We start from the raw sequence: 15,050 nt of genomic DNA, 5'->3' as shown, positions 1-15,050 counted from the left end.
TATTGATGAAATTTTCGCATTTCTTTATACAGCGCCCAATATTTGCGGCTATGCTTTCGTTGGTTATTTTAATTGCTGGTGGCATATCACTATTCCAATTACCAGTAAGTGAATACCCAGAAGTAGTTCCTCCAACAGTTGTTGTTACCGCCAACTACCCAGGTGCTAACCCTACCGTTATTGCGCAAACAGTGGCAACACCGCTGGAGCAAGAAATTAACGGTACTGAAAACATGTTGTATATGTTTTCGCAAGGTACCAGTGATGGCCGTATGACACTAACGGTAACATTTGCGTTAGGTACCGATTTAGACCGTGCTCAAGTACAAGTACAAAACCGTGTAAACAGTGCACTTCCGCGTTTGCCAGAAGAGGTACAACGTTTAGGTGTTGTGGCTGAAAAATCATCACCCGATTTAACCATGTTAGTGCATTTATACTCACCTGAAAAAACGCACGACACAGCTTACTTATCTAATTATGCTGATTTAAACATTAAAGATGAAATTGCGCGCTTGCCAGGCGTAGGTGATATTCGCTTATTCGGTGGCGGTAAATACTCAATGCGAGTATGGCTAAACCCAGATGCACTTGCTGCACGCGAATTAACAGCAACAGATGTAGTAACAGCGCTTCGATCGCAAAACCAGCAAGTTGCTGCAGGTAGCTTAGGCGCGCAACCTATTTCAAACGACAGTCAATTTCAAATACTGTTAAATGTTAAAGGTCGTTTAAACAGTATTGAAGAATTTGAACAAGTTATTATTAAAGTAGGCGATGAAGGTCAGTTAACGCGTTTATCTGATATAGCCCGTGTTGATTTAGGTCAAGACACTTACGCACTGCGTGCAGAGCTTGACAACCAACCAGCACTTGCAATACCAATATTCCAACGCCCAGGTTCAAACGCTATTGAGCTTTCCGATCAAGTACGCGAAACAATGGCGCGCTTATCAAAAGATTTCCCTACTGGTGTTGAATACGACATTGTGTACGACCCTACGGTATTTGTTCGCGGCTCAATTGACGCGGTAATTGCCACTTTGCTTGAAGCAATTGTACTGGTAGTTATTGTTGTTATTGTATTTTTACAAACGTGGCGTGCATCTATTATTCCGCTAATTGCTGTGCCTATTTCACTTATTGGTACATTTGCCGTAATGCAGTGGTTAGGTGTCTCAATTAATACCTTGTCGTTGTTTGGTTTAGTATTGGCCATAGGTATTGTTGTAGATGATGCGATTGTAGTTGTTGAAAACGTAGAGCGTAATATTGAAAAAGGCTTATCGCCACTTGAAGCAACCCGCGTTGCAATGAGCGAAGTAACAGGCCCTATTATTGCCATTGCGCTAGTACTAAGTGCTGTATTTATTCCTACTGCGTTTATTACCGGTTTATCAGGTCAATTTTATAAGCAATTTGCACTTACAATTACAATTTCGACGATTATCTCAGCGTTTAACTCATTAACGTTATCGCCTGCGCTTGCTGCATTGTTATTAAAATCGCACGATGCAAAACCAGATGCGTTCACGCGTTTACTTAATAAATTGTTTGGTCGTTGGTTGTTTAAACCATTTAACCGCGTATTTAATCGTGGTGCTAAAGGGTACGAAAAACTGGTACAAAAACTAATTCGTATGACCGTTGTTGTAATGGTGGCTTATATTGCACTTGTTGGCGGCACAATTAAGTTATTTGATACCGTACCAGGTGGCTTTATTCCACAGCAAGACAAGCAGTATTTAGTGGCTATTGCGCAGTTACCTGACGCATCAAGCCTTGATCGTACTGAAGACGTACTTGCTCAAATGCAGCAAATTGCACTAGAAGTACCAGGCGTTGCACATACTGTTGCTTTTCCTGGCTTATCAGTGAACGGTTTTACAAACAGCCCTAACAGCGGCATTGTATTTACACCACTTGAAAGCTTTGACAAACGTAGCGATCCAAGCCAATCAGCGATGGCGATAGCGGCGCAGTTGAATAAACGTTTTGCTGCCATTGATGAGGCATTTGTAGCGGTATTTCCACCGCCGCCAATTCAAGGTTTAGGCACTACCGGTGGTTTTAAACTGCAAATAGAAGACAGAGCTAATAAAGGGTTTGAAGCATTATTTAATAGCCTGCAAGCCGTTATTGGTAAAGCGCAACAAGACCCTGCATTAATTGGCCTGTACTCAAGTTTCCGTATCCAAGTTCCACAAATGGATATTGATATTGACCGTGAGCAAGCGCTTATTCAAGGTATTCCACTTGATGAAGTATTTAATGCCCTGCAAATTTATCTAGGCTCTGTGTACGTAAATGACTTTAATATGTTTGGCCGTACGTACCAAGTAAATGCACAGGCTGATGCTGACTACCGCTTAGACCCTGATCAAATACTTAATTTAAAAGTACGTAACCGCTCAGGTAATATGGTGCCTCTAGGCTCTGTATTAACAGTAACACCAACAATTGGTCCTGACCGTGTTATGCATTACAACGGTTACCCAAGTGCAGAACTAAATGGTAGCCCAGCGCCAGGTTATAGCTCTGATCAAGCACAAGTTGCTATTGAAAAAGTACTCGCAGACACACTACCAACAGGTATTGAATATGAGTGGACTGAAGTAACGTACCAACAAGTACTTGCCGGTAACACCATGGTTTATGTATTCCCGTTAGTTGTATTACTTGTATTTATGGTACTTGCAGCGCAGTACGAGAGCTTACGTTTACCACTGGCAATTATATTAATTGTACCAATGACTATTTTCTCAGCCTTGTTAGGTGTGTGGTTTGTTGGCTCTGACAACAACATATTCACCCAAATAGCGCTCATAGTTCTGGTCGCGTTGGCTTCTAAAAATGCGATATTGATGGTTGAGTTTGCAAAAGATAGACACGACTCAGGCTTATCGCACTTAGAGGCAATACTTGAGGCATGTCGTATGCGCTTGCGCCCAATATTAATGACGTCGATTGCATTTACAGCAGGTGTTGTACCGTTAGTACTTGCCACCGGTGCGGGCGCCGAAATGCGACACGCAATGGGTAACGCAGTATTCTCAGGCATGATAGGTGTAACCGTGTTTGGCCTATTGTTTACGCCGGTATTTTATATGCTAGTGACTAATAAAAAAGAGAAAGCGCAGGAGAATACTCATGACTAAATTAATGCAAAAAAGGCTTAAAACAAGTCTAACCGTCAGTGCGGTATTAGTCGCTGCGTTTTTAGCAGGGTGCGCGAGTAAAATAGACACCATGAGCGAGCAAAAAGCGGTTAACGAATTTGTTGCTAAAGCTAATATTGCTAGTAACGTTAGCGTTGCTGATGAAACAAACTGGTGGAAAAAGCTTAATTCTGATCAACTAAATGAGCTTGTTACTGGCGCGCTTGCAAATAACTATAATTTGCAAACCAGCCAGCTGACACTTAAAAGCGCATTAGCGCGATTAGGAGAGCAAAAAGCCCAGTACCTTCCGCAAGGTGGCGTAAATGTTGGCGCAGCCCGAAGCGATGCACCAAGCGTGTTTGACCGCCAATCAAGTGCAAACGTTGCACTTGATTGGCAGCTAGATTTATTTGGTCGCATAACGGCGTTGGTTGATGCTGCAAATGCATCGGCCATGAGCCAAGCAGAGCAAGTACGCTTATTACAAATAGAAGTAGTATCGTCAGTTGTTAAAGGCTTTGTGAGCTATCAGGGTAATGTTGAAAAACAACACATTGTAGCGCTTCAAATAGAAGCGCTTGAGCAAAGTATTGACGTTTTGCAAGCCCGTGTTGATGAAGGTGTAGCTAACGAGCTTGATTTAAACCGTACTATGGCGCAGCTTAGGCAGCAACAAGCACTTATGCCTGCCATTGAGTATGCAAAATATAGCGACTTATCTGCGCTTGCAGTACTAAGCGGTAAGCTAGCGCAAAATATTGCTATTGAAAACGAGCAAAGCGTGCTTGAACGTGACTTTAGCGTCGCACTAAAAAATGCTAATAACGCTATTGCCTTACGCCCTGATATTAGCCGCGCGCTGTTTGATTTTAGCCAAGCAAATAGTTTAAGTGTTGCAGCGAGCAAAGCGTTATTACCCGATATTAGCTTATCTGCATTTGCAGGGGTTGTGAGTATAGACAGCACAGGCTTAAAAAATACCGATCAGCAGTGGCAAGTAGCGCCGCAGTTACAATGGTCGTTATTAAGCTACCCAGCATTATTAGCACAGCGCGACGCGCAGCAGTTTTTAAGTGAAGCCGCATACAGCGATTATCAACAAGTGGTATTAACTGCACTAAGTGAAAGTGAACTTTCACTGCAATTGTTGGTCAATCAAGCACAGCAAAAACGCTTTGCCGATGAGCGCTATGACTTTGCTAATAAAGCATTTTTACAAGCCCAAGCCATGTATGAAGAAGGTCAAATTCCTTACCTTGAGTTGTTAGAAGCGCGCCAGGATGTTTTAATAGCACAAGAAAATGCTGTTGAAACAACAATTTCTTCACTGCTTGCCAAAGTAAATGCTTACCAGTCATTTAATGGCCAATGGAGTTATGCGTTAAACGACACTAATAAGTAGAGTTATATTGATGCCAAATACTGAAAATTTACATGAATACATTATCCCGCAAACAATGCGCGCTATTGTACTGCCAGAACCAAATGAAGCAATTGACTTAGCGGATGCTGAGCTGCCTGTTCCAGACTGTGCAGATAACGAGCTGCTTGTAAAAGTAGAGTACGTTGGTTTAAATCCAGTTGATGGTCAATTTGCTAAAACAGGCTTTTGTAAATGGCAGTATCCACATATTTTAGGCTTAGACGCCGTAGGTGTTGTGGTTAAAGCTAATAAAGGTGTGTTTCCAAATGTTGGCGAGCGCGTTATGTGGCATGCCAACATTGGTGAGCAAGGTGCTTTGAGCGAATACACCAAAGTATCTAACTTTGCAGTGTCGGTTGTGCCAAGCGGTTTAAATCCGGCCATTGCAGCAACACTTCCATGCGCCGGTATGGCAGCACTCATCAGCTTAGATAAAATAGGCATTAGTGAAGGCGATACTATTTTTATTGAAGGCGGAGCCGGAGCGGTAGGGCAGTTTGCTATTCAATATGCAAAGCATCGTGGTGCAGATGTATTTACCACGGCATCAAAGCGTAACCATAAGTTGGTTAAGCAGCTAGGCGCTGATGTGGTTTTTGACTATAGCGATAAAAAGCTATGCGAAAAAATCCGCAGAGAACTTGGCCCACAAGGCTTTGATGCGGTTATTGATACGATAGGTGGTGAGTGTACTCAGCGTAATATTGAGTTAATGCGTTTTTGCGGACGTATTGCCTGCTTAAATCCGCTACCTTGTTTTGATCGAGACTTAATGTATCACCGAGCGCCCAATATTAGCGTTGTATCGATTGGTGGAGCATGGCTTGCTAATAGTTTATGTGCACAACAACGTTTGAGTTTTATGGGCAACCTGTTACTTGAAGGCGCTGTTAGTGGCGACATTAAACACCCAGAAATAACGCCCGTAGATTTTAGTGCTGAGTCAGTATCGCAAGCGCTTAATAAACAACTTGCTGGTGGTTTTACCGGCAAGCAAGTTGTTAAAGTTGCTAAGTGAAGCGCTTATACAATTTGATTTAAATTTAGGTAGTTTTAGCTAGATTAACTGATAATATAGCCTCTACAAATTGAATAAAAACGTAGCCTATTTGTGCTGCGTTTTTTTATGCCCATAAAAAAATAGATACAGCGCTAGCGCTTTTGCTGTTTTATTCATCATTTTAGCTAAAATACTTTTTTTCAGCGTACAACTGTAAGCCTTTGTGTTTCAACAGTTTACGTTCAGGTAAAGAAAATAAATTGAAAAAACTGTTAATTAATTGAATAGAGTAATTGATCTAAACGATTTTTTATGACGTAATGTAGTTATTATTTAGCTGGTCGGATGAGTTCAATCATGAGTTTACGTACAAAACTAAAAAAAGTATTACCAAGTATTTCTATCACAGAACAAGAAGCGCTAGACGCGGGTGATGTATGGCTTGAAGGTTCTATCTACCAAGGTAAACCTGATTTCAGTGCACTTCGCGACGTACCTGCTGCTACATTAAGCGCAGACGAGCAAGCATTCTTAGACGGTCCAGTAAAAGAGTTATTGGGCATGATTGACGATTCAGTGATTCAAAACGGCATTCATTTACCAAATGACATCTTAGAATTTTTGAAAAAAGAGCGTTTTTTCTCGCTTATCATTCCTAAGTCGTTTGGTGGTTTAGAGTTTAGCCCTTATGCAAACTCTACTATTGTTGGCACAATTGCGACTAAAAGCTCAGCAGTTGCGGTAACCGTAATGGTTCCTAACTCGTTAGGCCCAGGTGAGTTATTACTTCACTTTGGTACGCAAGAGCAACAAGCACATTACTTACCACGCCTAGCAAATGGTACAGACATTCCATGTTTTGCATTAACAAGCCCAGAAGCGGGTTCTGATGCAGGTGGTATTCCTGATGTTGGTAAAGTAACTAAAGGTATGTACAACGGCGAAGAAGTCCTTGGTTTAGAAATTACCTGGGACAAGCGCTACATTACACTTGCACCTATTGCTACCGTACTTGGTTTAGCATTTAAAGTAGTTGACCCTGATGGTCTGCTAGGTGGTAAAGAAAACCTAGGCATTACCTGTGCACTTATTCCTAAAGAGCACCCAGGTGTTGAGCTTGGTAATCGTCACGACCCAATGGGTATTCGTTTTTACAACGGTACTACACGTGGTAACAAAGTATTTGTACCAATGGACTTTGTTATTGGTGGACAGAAAAACATCGGCCGTGGTTGGCAAATGCTGGTTAGCTGTTTAGGTGCTGGCCGTGGTATTTCATTACCTGCGCTAGGTGTTAGTACAGCACAAGTTGCATTTAAATCAGCATCTGAATATGCAGCAGTGCGTGAACAGTTTGGTTTAGCCATTGGTCAGTTTGAAGGTATTCAAGAAAAACTAGCTGACATTGCAGGTAAAACATACCTACAAGAAGCAATGCGCGTACTTACAACTGAAGGCTTAGGCATGGGCTTAAAACCATCAGTAGTAACTGCAATCGCTAAATACCACATGACAGAGCTTGGTCGCGACGTGCTTGATTCAGCAATGGATATTCAAGCGGGTAAAGCGATTCAAAACGGTCCACAAAATACCTTAGCAAGTGGTTATGTTGCTCAGCCGATTGCCATTACCGTAGAAGGCGCGAACATTCTTACTCGTAACCTAATGATCTTTGGTCAAGGTGTTATGCGTTGTCATCCATATTTACAATCTATGGTTGAATCTATCCATAGTGAAGATAAAGGCGCAGATAAAGAATTTAACGGCATTTTACGCAAAACAATTGGTTACAGCACAGCAAACAGCTTACGTGCTTTCCGCTTAGGTGTTTTACCATTTACAGCAAGTGCAAACTCTGATTTACCAGAAGTACGCGACTACGAAAAAGCTGTTCATAAATTATCAGCTAAATTAGCGGTATATGCAGACTTTTCGTTATTGGTACTTGGCGGTAAGTTAAAACAAGCAGAAATGCTATCGGCACGTTTAGGCGATGTAATGAGCTTTTTATACGCGGCAATGGCGTCAATTAAATACTACGAGCAAAAAGTATCAAGTAGTGAACGTGAGCAAGCAGCACCGTATTTTCATTATGCAACTCGCTTTGCACTACAAAGTGCTGAAGAAGCGCTGCACAAGTTTTTAGATAACTTCCCTGCAAGTGGTACTCGTAAGTTTATTCGTTTCATTACAATGAACTACTCAACTAAAATGCCAAAAATTAGCGATGACTTAATCCGCGAACTAGCTAAGCAAGCTCAGCTTGATACTGCATTTAAAGCGCAAATCACGCATTTAGTTAAACCAGTAGTGGGCGATGGCCATCATATTAATGAGCAAGCTTACAAAGCTAAAATGGCATCACTTGGCGAGCTGGCTAAAGTTAAAAAAGCATTACGTGCTAAAGTAATTAAACCAGGTGCACGTTTTAACATTACACTTGATAACGCATTAGCGGCAAATGTAATCACGCAAGCTGAGCACGTTCAGTTAATTGATTACAACATTAAACGTGAAAAAGCGATTCGTGTAGATGAGTTCGATTTTGATATGAACCTACTAGACGATAACGCACAGCCGATTAACCCGCTTAAAAGCGTAGTTAATCAGTAAGTTAAAGTAATTAAATTCAATAATGCAAAGCGCCCGCAGTATCGGCGCTTTTATTGTTGAAAAGTATTAGTGTGGAGCCCCGCTTGTGTAAAAACAAGCGGGGCTTTTTTATGTGTTATTTAAAGTAGAAATAGATGACGGTATTGGTTTGAAAGTGAATATGTATCTGTAGAGGATTAAAAAGAGACGCTTATAATCTTGAAAAAGGGCTAACAACCCCGTTAGCACCTTGCTGTAGTACATGGGTATAAATTTGTGTAGTTTTAACATCAGAATGGCCAAGCTGAGCTTGAACAGTTCTTATATCGGCGCCATTTTGCAGTAGATGAGTAGCAAAAGAGTGTCTCAATGTATGAGGTGTTATTATTTTTGTTAACCCTGATTTTTGGACGGCTTTTTTAATCTCTTTTCTAATACAAGAGTGATGAAAATGATGTCGCCTTATTTCACCACTTTGAGGATCTGAACTTAATATATGAGAAGGAAATAAATATTGCCACGCAAGCGATTTTGCGGCACTTGGATATTTTTTTGTTAAAGCATATGGCATCCATACGCCAGAATATTCCGTATTATTTAAATCCAGTTTTAAATAGTCATCAACGTTCAAAATTTGATTTCTCAGCATAGGAATTAGCTCTGTGGCCAGCGTAACAATGCGGTGTTTATTACCTTTTCCATTCCATACTTGAATGCATTTATAATCAAAATCAATATCTTTTACTCTTAATTGCACCGCTTCCATTACTCTTAAGCCACTTCCATACATAAGGGCTGCAATTAAATAATAGCGCTTATTTAAATGAGCCATCAACATTTTAACTTCCTCTGGGGTCATCACTACAGGGAGCTTTGCTTGTTTTTTACTACGGGCAAAATTTAAATTTAATGAGAGTTCTTTTTTTATTATGTGCTTATATAAAAATGACAATGAATTGAGTGCGGTGGCTTGCGTACGTGGTGCAACGTTTTGCTTTAACACTAAATGTTCTAAGTAGCGTTCGACTTCATTGTCCCCCATTGAGGCGGGATGGCGTTTATTATGAAAATGGATATAAGATGCAATCCATCTTAGGTAGGTATCTACGGTGCGTAATGAATACTGACGTACCAACATATAATCGGCTATATAATTTAAAAATGGGGAACGTGTTTTCATACTATTACCAATAACGGGGCTGTTTTTATATACAGTATAGTTGTGATGCACACATATTCAAGAAAATGAGCGGCGAGCGCATTTTGTCTTTTATTGAGAGTTTGAGTGCTAATAAAAAATTATATATAGCAATGTATTAAGTTATTTGGTAAAAAAGATTTATAAAAAACATGAGCGTATCGTTGGCAGAAATATGCGCGATGAGCGCACTATTAAATTGTTGAACTAAGCCGCTACGCGGAGATCCTATTCTGACCATTTGAGCCACACTTACCTTGGGGTTATCCCATATTTGGAGGTAAGTAATGAATACACTCATTGAACAAGTCAAAACTGAAATAGCCTATCTTGGTTATTCACAAAGTACATGTAAAAGCTACTGTGAACATTTACTAAAACTCAGTCATTATTTTAATAAACCGCTCGATTCGATTACTGATGAGGAACTTAACGCCTTTTTTAACGATCCTGCGATTCGTAAACTTTCTAGAGCAAGCCAAAAAATACAGATAAACAGTATTTGGTTCTTGTTTAAGAATATTTTACATCGGCCACTTAACTTAGATATTGTACTGCCAAAAATAAAACTTCGCGCACCCACTTATTTATCGCGCGATGACATGCGACGGCTTATAGAAAGTTGCACCGATATGCGCTTAAAAACATTGATAGTGGTGTGTTATGGATGTGGTTTGCGTATTGGCGAACTGCTGCGTATTAAAGTGCAAGACATCGATGGACAGCGTAAAACCATTTTAATTGAACATGGTAAAGGAGATAAGTCACGCTATGTTGTTGTATCAGATAGCGTGCTAAATCAATTACGTTGCTATTGGAAAATGTATCACCCAACAGGCTGGATGTTTTATTCACGATGGTTAATGGATAAACCCATGTCACCCTCAAGCTTCAGAAAGGCATTGAAAAAACATGCACAAATGTGTGGTTTAAAGCACTGTAATCCACATGTATTACGCCATGCTTATGCAACACATCAACTTGAGTTAGGGATGCCGCTTCATCAACTTCAACATCAGCTTGGTCACAGTGACATTAGAACCACGCAAAGTTACTTACACTGGTTACCTGAATTAGGGCATGGTGGTATTGATTTGCTCGCAAGTTGGGGAAACCAATGAGCGGCTTGCATCTCGCTGATATTTTAAATTCTGGCCTTGGGAATTATCGGCAGCACCACATAATGAGTTATCAGCAGTTACGAGTCTGCCAACACCTTCAATCATGCAGAACGGGACAGCTCGGTTATCAAGCATGGCAATGTGATAACTGTAGTGAAGTACAACAAATTGGATGTAGCTGTCGAGATCGGCATTGCCCACGTTGCCAAGGTATGGCAACGGCTAAATGGGTGCAAAGACAACAAGAGGATTTATTATCGTGTCGCTATTTCCACCTTGTTTTTACGCTCCCGCATGAGTTAAATATCATTGCGCACTACAACCCAAACGCGTTGTATCACTGTTTATTTAAAGCCGCATGGCAAACGCTGAACAAATTTGCGAAACGAAAGAGGCATGGCCAATTAGGCATGACAAGCGTACTGCATACATGGGGGCAAAACTTAAGTCAGCATATTCACCTGCATTGCTTGATACCCGCAGGCGTGCTTGATAAAGCGCACTGGCATGAAATAGAAAAAGGCTATTTATACCCCGTTAAAGCATTATCAACAGTGTTTAGAGGGAAAATGCTCGCGGCGCTCAATGAATGCGATAGTTCATTCGCGAAGGTAAGCACACCAACCAAATGGTGTGTGTATAGCAAAGCCTGTTTAACGTACAGTGAAAAGTTAGTCAGTTACCTTGCACGTTATACCCGAAAAGGCGTGATGTCAGAATCGCGATTAGTGTCAGCGACTGAAGAAACAGTGAGCTTTAAATACCGAGATTATGCAGATATGAACCGCGATAAAGTAATGACACTGAGCTGTGATGAATTTTTACGGCGCTACTTACAACATGTATTGCCCAAAGGGTTTATGCGCATTCGCCACTATGGCTTTTTAGCTAATGCATGTCGCAAGCGAAAGTTAGGGTTAATAAAGGCTCAAGTATCAGCAACCCCATGCAAAGCGGTGAAGCCGAAGGTAGAGCAAGAACGATTAATACCCCATTGGTCTTGCCAGTCATGCAAGACGGGTACCTTACGATTTATTGGTGTGATGAATTTAGATGAGGCGACAAATAAAATAGCGCGAACGAGTTAGCAGCCTTGCTTGCTGCATCAAATCAATAAGTTAACCTGCTTAATTGCTCAGGCTAATAGCGACTGTGCGAGCGAAAAATATCCTTGCTTAACGGTTAAACATTCGGTTTAATGAATAGATAATAAACGCTGAGCAATGCAGGGAAAGCTTAAATTATAATAGGTAAGCTTATTAAATTAGCTGATTTAGCTAGAGCCTCTAAAAAGCAAATTCCCATAGCATAAACAACACCAACTCTGACACACCGAGCAGGTAGCGCCTCAGTCCAACAAGCGATTATGCAACACAAACTGCGTGTCGCATAAATACTAAAGTGTTATATTGCAAGGAAAGTCTAGTGCACAATTTCGACAATTTAACCGAGCGGCTGGTTGAAGAATTAAAAGCTGCAGCTATGCATTTTGATCTTTATTGCTCTATAAAATCATCAATCCCCTCGCATAAAAAAGGGATGAATAAATCACCTAATTTCTGGTCGTTAACTTTAAATGCTCACCTTGAAGCAACTAGGTGTTCGCTCTGTAAGATCTATGATCAAACCAATAGTAATAATTTAACTCTTAATAGCTGGCTTAAAGAATTTAAAAAGTACCATTGCAAACAGGAATTCTTTGAGACTAATGAAATGGATAAGTTTAACAGGGTACCTTTGGCCGATGGTGAACTAGAGCAAGATATCGCCTTGGTTTCACTAAAAGATCCGTTAGTAAATACTCTATATACAAAGCATAGAAATAATGAGGTGGCTCATATTTCCAATAAACTCGTATCGAGGGGAGAATCATTCTGGGAAACCTACCCATTAACCGTAAATGACATTGAAGCATTGATATCAAGATCAAAAACCATTGTTAATAAATATACCGCTCATTACAACGGTGTTAATTATGAGCTACTCTCAATTTACCAGAAAGATGATTTCCAATATGTTTTGGATAGTGTTGAAAAATTTGCAATATAACAAGCACATCAAAAATCGCCCACAAAAAGTGTGGGCTGGACTCGCTAACGCTCGCCTTTTATGTGGGCGTTGAGGCTGTAGAATTACTCTTTTTAGGAACGTATCCAACTATTCTTGGTTGGTTGCTTTTTAACCTTGAATCCATCTGTTCGCTGTGATCTAATAGATATTATTCACCCACGGTAAACTGTTATGGCTAACTACAAGCCTGACTTATCCTGTCAAAATAAATTCATTCCTATCAATTTCGCTGAGCAAATTTTGCCTGGCACATTTGAATATGCCCTTTGTTATATCGTCGAAAATAAACTCGATTTATCGGGATTTGACGCGTGGTATAACAACGACAAAACGGGCGCTGCTGCGTATCCGCCTTCGGTAATGCTAAAGATTATTTTACTGGGCTATGCACATGGTTTTATCAGTAGCCGTCGGATTGCAAAGGCTTGCGAGCATAATATTTTATTTATGAGTGTGTCGGGTGATATCCAGCCACATTACACATCTATAGCGGGTTTTGTGGCTAAAATGCATGAACAGATTGAGCCACTTTTCACGCAAGTGCTGATGATATGTGATGAGGAAGACTTGATAGGCCGCAACATGTTTGCTATTGATGGGTGTAAATTAAAGTCCAATGCGAGTAAAGAGTGGAGCGGCACATTCGATGAGTTAAGCCGCAAAAAAGCAAAACTAGAACGCGCAAGCAAACGTATTATTGAACGCCACCAATCACAAGATGGACTGGGCGAAGAGTTGATAACTCAGGACTTAAAACAAAAAGAAAAGCTGGATAGAAGTGCAGATAAAATCACCGATTTTTTAGCCACTCACGAAGAGAAAACAGGCAGTAAAGGCAAGCCTGTTAAAAGTAATATCACTGACCCAGATAGTGCGAAGATGACGACCTCAAAAGGGACAATTCAAGGCTACAACGGCATCGCGATAAACGATGATAAACATCAAATCATCCTGCAAGCACAAGCGTGGGGCTCAGTGGGCGAACAACAAACTTTACAGCCAGCCGTTGCACAATTAAAACAGCAACTCGCTAAACTCAATACAGAAAAAATGACAGATAAACACACCATCAAATTCACCGCAGACAGTGGGTTTAACAGCGAAGTAAATCTTGAGTTTATGGCGCAAAGTGGGTTCGATACCTACATTGCGGATAACCAATTTAGAAAACGAAATCCGCTGTTTAAAGCCAGCGAAACATACGAAACTGAGCAAGAAAAGCGCCGACTAAAACGCAGTAAAGGCAAGCCTCGGTTATTTACCTCAGACGATTTTCATTATGATGAAGCAACCCAAACATGCCGCTGCCCAGCAGGTAATGATATGTGGCGAAGCGGAGTTAATGTAAACAGCCATAACCAACAATACACACGATTCTGCGGTTACTTAAAAGATTGCAAAGTATGTCCACTACAACAGCAATGTATGCGAAAACCACCGATAGAAAGAGGACGACAAGTACAGTTTATAAATAATAAATCACGCAAAAAGCTGAGCTATGTAGACAAAATGAAAGTAAAAATAGACAGCCCCATAGGTCGACGACAATATAGCAAACGACTTGGTTGTATTGAGCCAGTGTTCGGGAACATTACAGTGAATAAAAGCATGAATAAATTGACCTTACGGGGTCAAGCGAAAGTAAATGCGCAATGGCAACTGTATTGCCTTGTTCATAATATAGAAAAGCTGCAAAACACGATGCATTAAGAAGGGTAAGCCCTCTTACTCTAAATAAAAGCCACTCAAACACCCGAAATCCCTTCCAAAACGCCAATTAAAACAATATCAAACACTTCTATATTCTGCGTAAAAATACAGTAATCAATTGAACCAAAATAGGAACTCAGCTATGGTTTGTTTATCAATAAAAAACAAATTTAAAAGCGAGTTAATCTACAGGCTCGTTATATTTCAGGGAAAGGTTAGTGAAAATATTCACATTTAGTTTACTCATTTTTGCTTTTAACCTGCATGCTGAAGAGGTTGTATTTATCGGTTCACCTTTTTCAGTTGTGGAAAGTAAAAAATCATGCGATAACTTTGTTGAAAGTGGCATTTGTATGGATGCAGCCTTTGAATTGAAATACAGCGTGATTGAGTGGTTTAACACTTCAAAAGAACCAGAGACAATTGAATTCATCGGTTTTACTCACTCTACAGGTTTACCCAATTATACATCTTTTAACTATGCCTTAATTCAGTTAAAAAAAGTTAGAGGGCACTATTTGGTAAAAGACGTAAAACCTATCGTAGAGCTGGGTGATGAATATATTATTTGTGTTAGTGAGCAGGTCAAATTTAAAGAACAATGTTCTAAAACACAGACAATAAAAGATTATTTAGGCTCGTTGTAACTGAAATATAATCGGGTAGCCGGAGGTCTCTAACCTCCAGCCCCCACACCACCCATCATGCGGGTCCGCAATGGGCGGTTCATCTCCCGTAATGAATATTGATCCAAATATCTTTCAATGACACTAAA

General features: G+C 40.4%; 10 protein-coding genes. 9 read left to right on the top strand and 1 reads right to left on the bottom strand.

All coding sequences use genetic code 11. The annotated features are described in order from the left end of the window. The first annotated feature begins 5 nt into the window (after positions 1-5). The 4 genes from I6F10_RS03020 (at position 6) to I6F10_RS03005 (ending at position 8,197) form a co-directional block, all read left to right on the top strand. Positions 6-3,158, top strand: coding sequence for an efflux RND transporter permease subunit (locus tag I6F10_RS03020; protein ID WP_165742507.1), 3,153 nt, complete (start codon positions 6-8; stop codon positions 3,156-3,158). After that, entirely contained in the window at positions 3,151-4,563 is a 1,413-nt protein-coding gene (locus I6F10_RS03015) for a TolC family protein (RefSeq protein WP_165742506.1), read from the top strand. The genes I6F10_RS03020 and I6F10_RS03015 overlap by 8 nt, the downstream gene beginning before the upstream one ends. A 10-nt stretch (positions 4,564-4,573) precedes the next feature. Continuing rightward, on the top strand, positions 4,574-5,602 hold the full coding sequence (locus I6F10_RS03010) for a zinc-binding dehydrogenase (RefSeq protein WP_165742505.1): 1,029 nt from the start codon (positions 4,574-4,576) through the stop codon (positions 5,600-5,602). Between the two features lie 339 nt (positions 5,603-5,941). Continuing rightward, a complete protein-coding gene (locus I6F10_RS03005) occupies positions 5,942-8,197 on the top strand; it encodes an acyl-CoA dehydrogenase (RefSeq protein WP_165742504.1) in 2,256 nt (751 codons plus the stop codon). 190 nt (positions 8,198-8,387) lie between these two features. On the opposite strand, the gene I6F10_RS03000 is transcribed toward I6F10_RS03005, so the two are convergent. Continuing rightward, positions 8,388-9,356 (bottom strand): integron integrase, encoded by a 969-nt coding sequence (locus I6F10_RS03000; protein WP_182733278.1) that lies wholly within the window; start codon positions 9,354-9,356, stop codon positions 8,388-8,390. A 305-nt stretch (positions 9,357-9,661) separates the two neighbouring features. Between I6F10_RS03000 and I6F10_RS02995 the strand changes: the two genes are divergently transcribed. The 5 genes from I6F10_RS02995 (at position 9,662) to I6F10_RS02975 (ending at position 14,922) form a co-directional block, all read left to right on the top strand. Continuing rightward, positions 9,662-10,495 carry a tyrosine-type recombinase/integrase gene (locus I6F10_RS02995; RefSeq protein ID WP_197098429.1) on the top strand — a complete coding sequence of 278 codons (834 nt, stop codon included), beginning with the start codon at positions 9,662-9,664 and terminating at the stop codon, positions 10,493-10,495. Then, positions 10,492-11,583 (top strand): IS91 family transposase, encoded by a 1,092-nt coding sequence (locus I6F10_RS02990; protein WP_197098428.1) that lies wholly within the window; start codon positions 10,492-10,494, stop codon positions 11,581-11,583. Before I6F10_RS02995 ends, I6F10_RS02990 begins: the two co-directional genes overlap by 4 nt. A gap of 337 nt (positions 11,584-11,920) precedes the next feature. Next, complete coding sequence (locus I6F10_RS02985; RefSeq protein ID WP_197098427.1) at positions 11,921-12,544, top strand: AbiU2 domain-containing protein; 624 nt, start codon at positions 11,921-11,923, stop codon at positions 12,542-12,544. 192 nt (positions 12,545-12,736) lie between these two features. Beyond that, the gene (locus I6F10_RS02980; protein WP_197098426.1) at positions 12,737-14,275 is read left to right on the top strand and encodes a transposase; all 1,539 of its coding nucleotides are present in this window, start codon (positions 12,737-12,739) and stop codon (positions 14,273-14,275) included. Positions 14,276-14,493: 218 nt separating this feature from the next. Further along, complete coding sequence (locus I6F10_RS02975; protein WP_024605410.1) at positions 14,494-14,922, top strand: hypothetical protein; 429 nt, start codon at positions 14,494-14,496, stop codon at positions 14,920-14,922. Positions 14,923-15,050 lie beyond the last annotated feature (128 nt).

Origin of the sequence: Pseudoalteromonas sp. SWYJZ98 (genome assembly GCF_015864495.1) — a bacterium.
Taxonomy (GTDB): Bacteria; Pseudomonadota; Gammaproteobacteria; order Enterobacterales; family Alteromonadaceae; genus Pseudoalteromonas; species Pseudoalteromonas distincta.
The sequence above is the reverse complement of the archived record's forward strand: the minus strand, read 5'-3'. Positions and strand labels throughout refer to the sequence as shown.

Excerpts from the sequence above, each read along its gene's own strand:
- I6F10_RS02980 (WP_197098426.1), top strand. The coding sequence starts at position 12,737 with ATGGCTAACTACAAGCCTGACTTATCCTGTCAAAATAAATTCATTCCT.
- I6F10_RS03020 (WP_165742507.1), top strand. The coding sequence starts at position 6 with ATGAAATTTTCGCATTTCTTTATACAGCGCCCAATATTTGCGGCTATG.
- I6F10_RS02990 (WP_197098428.1), top strand. The coding sequence starts at position 10,492 with ATGAGCGGCTTGCATCTCGCTGATATTTTAAATTCTGGCCTTGGGAAT.
- I6F10_RS03010 (WP_165742505.1), top strand. The coding sequence starts at position 4,574 with ATGCCAAATACTGAAAATTTACATGAATACATTATCCCGCAAACAATG.
- I6F10_RS02995 (WP_197098429.1), top strand. The coding sequence starts at position 9,662 with ATGAATACACTCATTGAACAAGTCAAAACTGAAATAGCCTATCTTGGT.
- I6F10_RS03005 (WP_165742504.1), top strand. The coding sequence starts at position 5,942 with ATGAGTTTACGTACAAAACTAAAAAAAGTATTACCAAGTATTTCTATC.
- I6F10_RS03015 (WP_165742506.1), top strand. The coding sequence starts at position 3,151 with ATGACTAAATTAATGCAAAAAAGGCTTAAAACAAGTCTAACCGTCAGT.
- I6F10_RS03000 (WP_182733278.1), bottom strand. The coding sequence starts at position 9,356 with ATGAAAACACGTTCCCCATTTTTAAATTATATAGCCGATTATATGTTG.